A 12,250-nucleotide genomic window follows, 5' to 3' on the forward strand; every position below is an offset into this window, starting at 1 on the left:
TTTTTGTTTTTCAAAAACAGTTTCTTCAATTTTATAGGGGAATATGAATATATAAACTTGTATAGATATGAGCCACTGTTTGGTGATAGAACAAATCAGTTTATGGATGCTGTTAGAGAAGACCGTATATCCCTGTTTGTAAAAGACACCCTGCGAAGCTTAGGCTTTGTGGTTGTTGCAGCAGGACTGATGTGGATGTACTTGAAAGGCAAGTTAAAACTAAATACAATGTACGTTTTAATCGGGTTCTTATTTATTTTGGATTTGGTTCCCGTGAATAAACGCTATGTAAACAGTGATAATTTTGTGGCAGCCAGACAGGTGTTAAATCCGTTTTCTGAATATCCTGCTGACAAGGAAATTTTAAAAGACGATAGTCATTACAGGGTTTATGATTTGACCCAAAATCCTTTTGGAAGTGCCCGGGCAAGCTTTTTTCACAACTCCTTAGGTGGTTATCATGCCGCTAAACCCGGCAAAATGCAGGAGTTGTATGACTTTTATTTTGAAAAAGGGAAGCTGGAAGTGTTTAATATGTTTAACGTAAAGTATTTCCTTGAACAAGATGATGAGGGTAAGGTGCTTGCATCAGTGAATCCAATGGTTAATGGTAATGCCTGGTTTGTTGAAGAAGTCAAAATGGTTGAAAGTGCCGATGAAGAAATTTTAGGCATAGAAAATACAAATACCAAACAAACCGCTATTGTTCACCGAGAATTTGAGCATTTGGTTCCCACCCGGATTTTTGAAGTAGATTCCTTAGCGTCAATTAAACTAATTGAAGTTAGACCGGATTATCTGTATTATGAAACCGAAAACACTTCGCCCGGATTAGCTGTCTTTTCTGAATTGTACTATCCTTATGGGTGGAATGCCTATATCAACGGAAAGGAAGCAGAGCACTTTAGGGCCAACTATGCACTCAGGGCATTGATGGTTCCTGAAGGATATAATAAGATCGAATTTAAATTTGAACCTGAAGTTGTTCAAAAGGGGAGTAGCATTGCATTAGCGAGTTCTGTATTATTGCTTTTGTTGCTTATTGGAGGGGTATATTTTGGAATTAAATCAAAGAGAGGTAAAGATTTAAACGAGGATAATAAGTAGGTTTAATTAACGAGATTACCGCTTTCGCGGGAATTAGGGGTATGAAAAAGGTTCTGATCATCACTTATTATTGGCCGCCCGCAGGAGGACCGGGAGTACAGCGATGGTTGAAATTTGTAAAATACATGAAGGATTTTAATGTAGAGCCTGTGGTCTATATTCCGGAAAATCCACATTACCCGATAACAGACAACACACTTGTGGATGAAATTCCTGAAGGGATTGAAATTATCAAACACCCCATCAAGGAGCCTTACGATGTTGCAAAGTTGTTTTTTAAAAAGAAAACCCAAACCATCAGCAGTGGAATAATACCCCAAAAAAAAACCTCAGCAATTGAAAAATTGATGCTGTTTGTAAGGGGAAACTTTTTTATCCCTGATGCACGGGTTGGATGGGTGAAACCGTCAGTGAAGTTTTTGAATGAATATTTAAAAAACAATCCAGTGGATGTGATTATCACAACCGGTCCGCCACATAGTTTGCATTTAATTGGTAAAAAATTAAAAAAACAAACACAACTTCCCTGGATAGCCGATTTTAGGGACCCCTGGACAACAATTGGTTATCACAAAGAACTTCGGCTTACCAAAGCTTCGCAAGAAAAACATAAACAACTTGAGAAAGATGTATTACAGACAGCTGATAAAATAATTGCAACGAGCCCTTCAACTAAAAAAGAGTTTGAAGCCATTACTCAGAAACCAATTGAAGTAATCACCAATGGATTTGATGTGGAAATTTCCACTGAAAATGAACTTGATAAAAAATTTACCCTCGCTCATATAGGCTCTTTACTTTCGGAAAGAAATCCCGTAATGTTATGGAAAGTTTTGTCTGAGTTGGTAAATGAAAATTCAGAATTCAAAAAAGATTTTGAACTAAAACTTGCCGGGCTTGTAAGTGATGATGTGTTGAAAAGGATAAATGCCTATAAGTTAAGTGAATATTTAAATAATATAGGTTATATTACACATAAGCAGTCAATTGAACTACAAAGAAAATCTCAAGTTTTATTATTGATTGAAATTGACAGCCCTGAAACCAAAGCAATTATTCCCGGAAAGTTATTTGAATATCTTGCAGCAAAAAGACCCATTGTGGCCATCGGTCCAAAGGGAAGTGATATTGAAGGAATTATTGATGAAACCGGAGCAGGGAAGTATTTTGATGCTTTTCTTGAAAGCGAATTAAAAGCACATATTTTGAGCTTATATCACTATTATAAAACCGGAACACTTGAGGTAAATTCAAAAGACATTGAGCAATACAGTCGGAAAAACCTCACCAAAAAACTGGCAGAAGTGATCAACTCCACCAGTTCATAAATTATTATTATGGGAATTGTAGTCAGGCAGTCCATTCAAAACACCATAACCACTTATATTGGTTTTGCAGTTGGCGCATTGAACACACTGTTTCTATACACTAACTTTCTTACTGACGAGTATTATGGGCTGGTAGGGTTTTTACTTTCTGCGTCAACCATAATGACTCCACTGATGGCATTTGGTGTTCATAACACACTTGTGAAGTTCTATTCTTCTTACGATGACTTAACCCAACGCGAAAACTTTTTGAGTTTTATGCTTTATTTGCCGTTACTGATGATTATTCCGGTGGGATTGATAGGTGTTTTTGCTTACGAAAATATTTCCTCTTTTTTGGCAAAAGAAAATGAAATCATCAGAAATTATGTGCCTTCAATTTTCCTGATTGCTATCGCGATGGCTTATTTTGAAGTGTTTTATGCCTGGTCAAAAGTACAAATGCAAAGTGCTTTTGGTAATTTTATGAAAGAGGTATTTCACAGAATCGTCATTATGATCCTGTTGTTTGCCGTTTACTTTGAGTTCATTGACGCCAATGAGTTTGTATGGTCGCTGGTGGGGGTCTATTTTTTAAGGACTGTAGTCATGAAATTGTATGCTTACAGGCTGAAATTTCCTAAACTCCTTTTCAATTTTCCGAAAAATACTAAACAGATTTTTTCATATTCTGCTATGATTATTGTTGCGGGCTCAATTGCTTTAGTATTGTTGGATATTGATAAAGTGATGATAGGGAAGTATATACCCATTGAAAATGTGGCTTATTACAATGTGGCTATTTTTATTGCTATGGTAATCATTGTGCCTTCAAGGGCGATGCATCAAATTACTTATCCCATCACAGCTGAATTATTGAATTCCCGAAATTGGATCGAGTTGGAAAAATTGTACAAAAAAAGCTCGTTAACCCTCTTTGTGATTTCAGGGTGGGTGTTTTTAATGATTGTTCTTAATGTGAAACAATTGTATGAATTGATTCCGGATGAATACAACACCGGGCTCTTTGTTGTGCTGTTGATTTCAGTTTCAAAACTTTTTGACAACTTACTGGGGATTAACAATGCCATTTTATACAATTCAGATTATTACAAGTGGACAGTTGTGCTTGGTGTTTTTCTTGCTGTTCTAACCATTTCTTTAAATATAATCTTTATCCCTAAATATGGTATCAACGGGGCAGCCGTCGCTACTTTTATTTCATTGTTTCTTTACAGTTTGGCGAAAATAATAGTTGTAAATAACAAGTTCAAGATGCATCCATTTAGCAAGGAAACCCTGAAAGTATTTTTTGCATTGGCATTATTTTACTTGCTTTTTTATTTGTGGGATTTTCAATTTCATCCTCTTGTAAATATTGGGTTTAAGTCAATCATCTTTAGTTTGGCTTATTTTATCCTGATGTATAAAGGGAAAATATCTGATGATATCAACAGTTTATTCAATGCAATAATCAAAAGGATTTTCTAAAAAAAAGAAACCCTTCATCCTGTTTTCACATTCAAAAGGGCTTCCAACCAACCAAAACTTAACTTAAACTTTTATCCTCTTCCACCACTTCTACTGGTAGTTCCGCCGGAGGCTCTTGATGGCGTGGTATTTTGTTGTCTAACAGTTGCTCTGTTTGCTTGCGTATTTTGTGACCGGTTAGTAGCAGGTCTCGCTGTTTGTCTATTTGCCTGCGTATTTTGAGACTGGGTTGCTGCAGGTCTTGCTGTTTGCCTGTTCGACTGCACATTTTGTGACCGGTTTACAGCAGGTCTTGCCGTTTGTCTGTTCACTTGCGTGTTCTGCGTCTGGGTTGTTGCCGGTCTCTGTCTCTGTGTATTTTCATTTCTTACTGCTGTATTTCTTTGAGGGACAACTCTTTCAACACGCTCATTTCTTACAGTGTTGTTTGCCGTCATAGTGCCTCGCTGCACATTTTCACTTCTTGAGGCAGTATTGCTTTGAGGTGTGCCTCTTTCAACCCGGTCATTTCTCATAGTGTTGTTTGCAACCGGTATATCCCTTTGAGTATTTTCAGCTCTTGAAGCTGTACTGCTAACCGAAGTACCACGTTGAGCGGATTCCATTCTTGATGTAAAGTTTGTTCTGATAACCTGATCATCTCTTCTGTAAGTAGTGGCAGCTACATCACCATTTCTTCCTGATGTTCTAAAATCCCTGTTAGATGAAACACGCCCATCTCTGTGATGCACCCTGCTTCCGGGTCTGTGGAATTCACGTCTTCCGTTAACATATGCATATCCGTTTCTATAATGTGTTCTGTGGTAACTGTAACTGTATCTCACAGGAGTATAATATCTTCTGTAAGGATAAGTATAAACTACACAGTAAGTATAATAAGGCACTGCATAGTAAACGTGCCAGGGCCTGTAAACGTAATATCTGTTATAGACATTGATATACCCTGAATAATGTGTAAAATACCCATGAGGGTTGTAATGATAATACAATCCACCAACCTGAACGAGCCTTCTGTTGTTGTATCTGATTGTAACATCTCCGGCTCTTACAATACGGCCATAATGATCGTAGTAAATAGGAGTGTCTTCAATTTGAATAACTGCACCATAGCTGTCATACTGTACGTAGGCGTCATAGTTATAACCTGAATTAAAATTTACCGCTACATTTGGAGTCGAGACAGTTACCTGAGAATTTTGGTGGCCCAAATAAACAAAGTCAAACTGTCCATCAGGAAATATTGAAAACTCAATACCACCTTCAACAAAAATAACTTTGGTTCCATCATATGAGGCATAATAGCCCAGATCGTTTGCTGAACTTTTTATTGCAATCAAACCGATGCAGATAGTTGCGAATGTTAAAATTAGATTTTTCATAGTAGCGGGTTTTTAAATTAGTAATTGCTTTATTTGGTTAGCATTAATTACCGCTATTAAAATTACAAAGGTCGTGCCAAAAGTTTTAAACATTATCTAACTTTCAGAATATCAACAAAATAAAAAAAACCCTCCTATTAGGAGGGTTTTGTGAAAGTTAAAAGGTATATATTAAAAACTGCGATTAAGCAAGTTTAACATTTACTGCATTTAATCCTTTTTTACCTTGAGCTGTTTCAAAGGTAACTTCGTCGTCTTCTCTAATGTCGTCAACTAGACCTGAGACGTGTACGAAGATTTCTTCGTTTGATTGACTGTCTTTAATAAATCCAAAACCTTTTGAATCATTGAAGAATTTTACTGTTCCTGTTTGCATAATAAATAAAAATAAAAATTGTTTTAATAAGTTGCAAATCTACTACTAATTCTTTTTACAACCTATTGTTTTACAATAAATTATTAATTCCTTAAAGTTTTAGGCTCCATTCAGGTATTTATTTCAAGGATTTAACTGCTGATTTTCCGTTGATTTAATGATAAACTTCCTTAAAAAGGTAAATAATACTTTTAGATTTTCTACTTTTGAAAAATCAACAAACAAAACCTCTTGCCTAATGCCCGATTTTCATTACATCAGCAGTCAAGTGCTTGATATTGCTGCCGTTATTGATATAATAGAATCTCAAAAACAGTTGGCCCTTTCAGATGAAGCTGTTTTAAATATAAAAAAGTCCAAAGCATATTTGGATAAGAAAATTGCAAACAATGAAAATCCAATTTATGGAATCAACACAGGGTTTGGCTCGTTATGTAATGTTAAAATTTCTAATGAAGATTTATCTGCACTTCAAAGCAATTTGGTAAAATCACACGCCTGTGGAACGGGAGATTATGTTCCAAAAGCGATAATTAAACTTATGCTTTTACTCAAGGTTCAATCATTGAGTTATGGGCATAGTGGTGTTCAACTAGAAACGGTTGAGCGACTCATCGATTTTTACAACCATGATGTTTTACCTGTAATATACAGTCAGGGAAGTCTAGGTGCTTCAGGGGATTTGGCTCCTTTAGCACACTTGTCTTTACCTTTGCTTGGTTTAGGTGAAGTATATTATAAAAACAAAACTGAACATGCTCAAAAAATACTTGACCAAAAGGGGTGGAAGCCCATCTCGCTTCAAGCGAAAGAAGGCCTGGCATTGTTGAACGGGACACAGTTTATGAGTGCTTACGGGGTATATTGCTTAATAAAATCACACAAGCTGTCCTATCTGGCTGATATAATTGGTGCCACTTCAATTGATGCATTTAACTGTAACCTTTCACCCTTTGATCCTTTAGTACACGAAATAAGACCACATCGCGGACAAATAAAAACTGCTGAAAATATCCTAAATTTTCTTGATGGAAGTGAAATCGGCAAAAACGAAAAACAATCTGTTCAGGACCCATATTCTTTTCGGTGTATACCACAGGTGCATGGAGCGACGAAGGATACCATTGACTTTGTGACAAAAACTGTAAAAACTGAAATCAACTCTGTGACTGACAATCCAAACATTTTTATTGAAGAAGATAAAATAATATCCGGAGGAAACTTTCACGGGCAACCACTTGCATTAGCGTTGGATTATCTGGGAATTGCTATGGCCGAACTGGGCAGTATTTCAGAACGCAGGACCTATCAGTTAATTTCCGGAAGCAGGGATTTGCCTAACTTTCTTGTTAAGAATCCGGGATTAAATTCAGGATTTATGATTCCGCAGTATACTGCTGCATCCATTGTTAGTCAAAACAAACAACTGGCTACACCCGCAAGTGTGGATTCTATTGTTTCTTCAAACGGTCAGGAAGATCATGTGAGTATGGGGGCAAATGCGGCGACAAAATGCTTAAAAATCATTGAAAATTTAGAAACAATTCTCGCTATTGAATTGTTTAATGCTTCCCAAGCACTACATTTTAGGAGCCCAAAAAAAACGTCTCCGTTTTTAGAGTCTTTTCTGGAAATGTATCGAAAGGGTGTTGCTTTTGTTGAAGAAGATCGCTTGATGGCCGATGATATTCACGCCAGTATTGGATTTTTGCAGTCTTTTAGCATTGACCCGGAATTGCTGTTTGAGTAATATCAACCAAGGGAAGCGCATTTTACACAGATAGTAACCTGGGGCATTAAAAGAATCCTGCCAACGGGAATTTGCTGTTTGCACCTTCTGCACAAACCAAATTCAGGTTCGTTGATTTTTGTTAGGGCAATCTTCAGATTTTTAAGTTTAGTGATTGCTTTTTCGAGTGTAGCATCGTTGACGCTTTTATTATTTATGGCGTCCATTCTTGAAACCCTGCCAATGGAATTTTCTGGGGCAATGGGCTTTGTGAGTTCCCTGAATTTTTCAACGGTTTCACCAGTTGATTTAATTTCAGCAGTTATTCTGGAATGTATATCTGTAAGCTCTTCCTTTGAGTAACTCATTTTTCAATTTGTTTTTCGGGAATTATTTCGACAAAATAATAAATGATATTACCGATAAAAGAGGTGAGGACTAAAATTAAAATCCATATCAACTTTTGATTGTTGTCAAATTTTGGATTTTTGTTTGCGTGAATGATGTAATAAATCATCATACCTATACCTAAAATTACCGCCGCAAATATTAAAAGAATCAACAGCAACAAATTACCAAAAAAATATTCGTCATTTAAGTGGGGGTCAAATTGAGGTGAAATCATCGAACTAAAGAAAAATTTAAAGAAAACAAACACGTATGCCATAACAAATAGTACAGGCAAAAATGTAAAAACTCCTAATAAAACTTTCTTATTTTTAGTCATTAAGATTCAGTGGGTTTTTTCTTTTTTTCGATTTTGATGACCAATTCATTGGATTTTTCGTCTAAATCCATCAAAATGGAATCGCCTTCAACCAGTTTTGACGAAATGATTTCCTCGGCCAAAGCGTCTTCAATATATTTTTGAATGGCTCGGTTTAATGGTCTCGCGCCATACTCCCTATCAAAACCTTTGTCTGCAATGTAATCTTTTGCAGTTTTTGTCAAGGTTAATGTATAGCCTAAATCTTTAATTCGGGCAAAAAGTTTTGCAAGTTCAATATCAATGATTTTATTGATGTCTTCTTTTTCAAGTACATTGAAAACAACCACATCATCTACTCGGTTTAAAAACTCTGGAGCAAATGCCTTTTTAAGTGCATTTTCAATGATACTTTTGGCATTATCATCAGCTTGGGTGGTTTTTGCAGCGGTTCCAAATCCAACACCTTGACCAAAGTCTTTGAGTTTTCGGGCTCCAATGTTTGATGTCATAATGATTATGGTATTCCTGAAGTCGATTTTGCGTCCTAAGCTATCTGTGAGATAGCCGTCGTCGAGCACTTGAAGTAACATATTGAACACATCAGGGTGTGCTTTCTCAATTTCATCAAGCAACAAAACAGCATAAGGTTTGCGTCTAATCTTTTCAGTTAATTGACCTCCTTCTTCATAACCCACATAACCCGGAGGGGCACCTATAAGTCTTGAAACAGAGAATTTTTCCATATACTCACTCATATCTATGCGCACCAAAGCGTTTTCTGAATCAAACAACTCGCGAGCAAGTACTTTTGCCAGTTGGGTTTTACCCACACCTGTTTGACCCAGGAAAATAAATGATCCAATCGGTTTATTGGGGTCTTTTAAGCCCGCACGGTTTCGCTGAATGGCTTTTACAACTTTTCCGACAGCTTCATCCTGGCCAATCACTTTACCCTTGATATGAATGGGAAGTTCTGAAAGTTTCTTGATTTCGGTTTGTGCAATCCTGTTTACGGGCACTCCGGTAATCATTGACACTACTTCAGCAACGTTTTCTTCGGTAACGGTTTCACGGTGAAGTTTAGAGTCTTTTTCCCATTCTTCCTGTGCTAAGGCCAGTTCTTTTTCTAGTTTTTTCTCATCGTCCCTCAGTTTTGCGGCTTCTTCATATTTCTGTTTTTTGACAACAGAGTTTTTGAGCTCTCTCACTTCCTCAAGTTGTGCTTCAATTTGAAGTATTTTTTCGGTTACATGGATGTTGGTAATGTGAACCCTGGAGCCTGACTCGTCAAGTGCATCAATGGCCTTGTCCGGCAGGAAGCGTTCAGTCATATACCTGTTGGTGAGATTGACACAGGCAAGTATGGCTTCATCTGTATAAGTCACATTGTGATGAGCTTCATATTTATCTTTTATGTTGTTTAGAATTTCAATGGTTTCTTCGACGCTTGTAGGTTCAATAATTACTTTTTGGAAACGTCGTTCTAGAGCGCCATCTTTTTCAATATATTGTCTGTATTCATCAAGTGTAGTGGCGCCAATACATTGAATTTCGCCTCTGGCCAGAGCCGGTTTGAACATGTTTGAAGCATCAAGAGAACCTGTTGCTCCACCAGCACCAACAATGGTATGAATTTCATCAATAAAGAGAATGATATCGTCATTTTTCTCCAACTCGTTCATAACTGCTTTCATTCGTTCTTCAAACTGTCCCCTGTATTTAGTTCCAGCAACCAAGCTGGCTAAATCAAGAGTAACTACTCTTTTGTCGTATAGAATTCTTGAAACTTTTCTTTGAATAATGCGTAAAGCAAGACCTTCAGCAATAGCAGATTTTCCTACTCCGGGCTCGCCAATTAACAACGGATTGTTTTTCTTTCTCCTGCTTAAAATCTGGGAAACACGCTGAATTTCATCTTCACGACCCACAACTGGGTCAAGTTTTCCTTCTTCAGCAAGTGCTGTTAAATCTCTTCCAAAATTATCCAACACCGGTGTTTTAGATTTTTTAGGTTGCTTTGTGGCACCCGTTGTACCAAATGAAGACTCTTTAGGGCCATCGTCCATATCAGGTGTGTCATCATCTTCATTGGGAAACGATTCAGACCTTGGGGTTTCAAAAGCATTTTCGTCATTGGTAATCATAAATTTAAACTGGTCTTTTACACCATCATAATCCAAATTCATTTTGTTGAGTAGTTTTGTAGTAGGGTCATTTTCATTTCTCAAAATACACAATAGCAGGTGAGCAGTATTTATGGAGGAATTTTGAAATAGCTTGGCTTCAAGAAATGTTGTTTTTAAAGCGCGTTCTGCCTGCCTGGTGAGATGCAAGTTTTTTTTATCATTTGCCAGAGCACCAGTGTTTGGGTTAGCCGGGCTTAATATTTCAACTTTGCGTCTTAATTGGTTTAAATCTATATCAAGTGCATTGAGTATATGAATGGCTTTCCCATTCCCATCCCTCAGTAAACCAAGCATTAGGTGTTCAGTTCCAATAAAATCGTGACCAAGGCGTAAAGCTTCCTCTTTACTGAAGGCTATTACATCTTTGACTCTTGGGGAAAAATTATCATCCATATATATTGTATTTCAAGTGTATAAAATTACGAAATATGCTTGAACTGCACAAAAACTATTCCTTGAACAAGCATTGTAAGTAAATTGACAAAAAAAGTTTTCAAAATAAAAGTTAAATGTAGTGTATTTATTAACCGGTTTAAGAGGTAAATTTGTTAATAAAATAGTGCAAAACAGAAGCCGAAATTTAACCAAAAAAGCTTTAAAAGCCGTATATTGCCGGATAAAATTTACTAACGATAAATTAAAACAATAAGTATATGAATGAAGGTGAAAAATTGATTCCAATCAACATAGAGGAAGAAATGAAATCAGCTTACATAGATTATTCTATGTCGGTCATTGTGTCACGCGCACTACCTGATGTGAGAGATGGAATGAAACCTGTTCACAGACGTGTGTTATTTGGAATGCACGAATTGGGTGTAAGGTCAAATACAGCCCATAAAAAATCGGCTAGAATTGTTGGAGAAGTTTTAGGTAAATACCACCCACATGGCGATACCTCTGTTTATGATGCCATGGTAAGAATGGCACAGGAGTGGAGTTTGAGGTATATGCTGGTAGACGGTCAGGGTAACTTTGGCTCCGTTGACGGAGATAGTCCTGCTGCAATGCGTTATACTGAAGCAAGAATGCAAAAAATTTCTGAAGACATGCTTGCTGACATTGATAAAGAAACAGTTGATTTTCAACTAAATTTTGATGATACTCTGGAGGAACCAACAGTTCTTCCAACGCGAGTTCCCGGATTGCTGATTAATGGCGCATCCGGAATTGCTGTCGGTATGGCTACAAATATGCCGCCTCATAACCTTTCTGAGGTCATTGACGGAACCATAGCTTATATAGAAAACAATGACGTCACCATACAAGACTTGATGGAACACATCAAAGCTCCTGATTTCCCAACAGGAGGTACAATTTACGGTTATGAAGGTGTTAAGGAAGCTTTTGAAACAGGAAGAGGGAGAGTAGTAGTTCGAGCAAAAGCTGCTTTTGAGGAAATCAACGGTAAAGAATGTATTATTGTTACCGAAATTCCCTACCAAACCAATAAAGCTGACATGATCAAAAAAACAGCCGATTTGGTCAATGAGAAAAAAATTGAAGGCATTTCAAACATCAGGGACGAGTCTGACAGAAATGGTATGAGAATAGTTTATATTTTGAAACGTGATGCTGTTCCAAACATTGTTTTAAATACTCTATACAAATATACCTCACTCCAATCTTCTTTTAGTGTAAACAACATTGCACTTGTAAAAGGAAGGCCACAAATGCTCAATCTTAAAGACTTAATCAAGTATTTTGTCGAGCACAGACACGAGGTTGTTACAAGAAGAACCCAGTACTTACTTAGAAAAGCCGAAGAAAGAGCACACATCCTTGAAGGGTTGATTATCGCTTCAGACAATATTGATGAAGTAATAAAAATCATCAGGGCATCATCAAATGCCGATGAAGCACGTCAAAAATTGATTGAACGTTTTGAGCTTTCAGAGATTCAGGCAAAAGCAATTGTTGAAATGCGCTTACGTCAATTGACGGGGCTGGAGCAGGATAAATTGCG

9 protein-coding genes and 1 pseudogene are annotated in these 12,250 nt (G+C 37.0%); 5 read left to right on the top strand and 5 right to left on the bottom strand.

What is annotated here, in order from left to right; genetic code table 11:
* The 3 genes and pseudogenes from AC6F75_RS01040 to AC6F75_RS01050 all read left to right on the top strand — a co-directional run.
* A pseudogene (locus AC6F75_RS01040) lies at nucleotides 1-1,107 on the top strand (hypothetical protein); the annotation flags it as partial.
* A gap of 41 nt (nucleotides 1,108-1,148) precedes the next feature.
* On the top strand, nucleotides 1,149-2,435 hold the full coding sequence (locus AC6F75_RS01045; protein ID WP_500713069.1) for a glycosyltransferase: 1,287 nt from the start codon (nucleotides 1,149-1,151) through the stop codon (nucleotides 2,433-2,435).
* Nucleotides 2,436-2,444: 9 nt separating this feature from the next.
* Nucleotides 2,445-3,905 carry an oligosaccharide flippase family protein gene (locus AC6F75_RS01050; RefSeq protein ID WP_500713070.1) on the top strand — a complete coding sequence of 487 codons (1,461 nt, stop codon included), beginning with the start codon at nucleotides 2,445-2,447 and terminating at the stop codon, nucleotides 3,903-3,905.
* Nucleotides 3,906-3,976: 71 nt separating this feature from the next.
* On the opposite strand, the gene AC6F75_RS01055 is transcribed toward AC6F75_RS01050, so the two are convergent.
* Together AC6F75_RS01055 and AC6F75_RS01060 are read right to left on the bottom strand one after the other, a co-directional pair.
* Nucleotides 3,977-5,284: a hypothetical protein gene (locus AC6F75_RS01055; protein ID WP_500713071.1), complete on the bottom strand. Its 1,308-nt coding sequence runs from the start codon at nucleotides 5,282-5,284 to the stop codon at nucleotides 3,977-3,979.
* Between the two features lie 184 nt (nucleotides 5,285-5,468).
* On the bottom strand, nucleotides 5,469-5,660 hold the full coding sequence (locus AC6F75_RS01060) for a cold shock domain-containing protein (protein ID WP_500713072.1): 192 nt from the start codon (nucleotides 5,658-5,660) through the stop codon (nucleotides 5,469-5,471).
* A 238-nt stretch (nucleotides 5,661-5,898) separates the two neighbouring features.
* On the opposite strand from AC6F75_RS01060, the gene hutH reads away from it, so the two are divergent.
* Entirely contained in the window at nucleotides 5,899-7,410 is a 1,512-nt protein-coding gene (gene hutH / locus AC6F75_RS01065; protein ID WP_500713073.1) for a histidine ammonia-lyase, read from the top strand.
* 2 nt (nucleotides 7,411-7,412) lie between these two features.
* Here hutH and AC6F75_RS01070 read toward each other — a convergent pair whose 3' ends face one another.
* From AC6F75_RS01070 to AC6F75_RS01080, 3 genes are read right to left on the bottom strand one after another with little or no spacing between them, the layout of a single operon-like run.
* Nucleotides 7,413-7,757 carry a TraR/DksA C4-type zinc finger protein gene (locus tag AC6F75_RS01070; RefSeq protein WP_500713074.1) on the bottom strand — a complete coding sequence of 115 codons (345 nt, stop codon included), beginning with the start codon at nucleotides 7,755-7,757 and terminating at the stop codon, nucleotides 7,413-7,415.
* Nucleotides 7,754-8,056 (bottom strand): hypothetical protein, encoded by a 303-nt coding sequence (locus AC6F75_RS01075; RefSeq protein ID WP_500713075.1) that lies wholly within the window; start codon nucleotides 8,054-8,056, stop codon nucleotides 7,754-7,756. Before AC6F75_RS01075 ends, AC6F75_RS01070 begins: the two co-directional genes overlap by 4 nt.
* A gap of 59 nt (nucleotides 8,057-8,115) precedes the next feature.
* Entirely contained in the window at nucleotides 8,116-10,677 is a 2,562-nt protein-coding gene (locus AC6F75_RS01080; protein ID WP_500713076.1) for an AAA family ATPase, read from the bottom strand.
* 260 nt (nucleotides 10,678-10,937) lie between these two features.
* On the opposite strand from AC6F75_RS01080, the gene AC6F75_RS01085 reads away from it, so the two are divergent.
* Nucleotides 10,938-12,250 (top strand): DNA topoisomerase (ATP-hydrolyzing) (locus tag AC6F75_RS01085; RefSeq protein ID WP_500713077.1); only part of this gene is annotated, 1,313 nt, incomplete at its 3' end.

The organism is Planktosalinus sp., assembly GCF_059864935.1.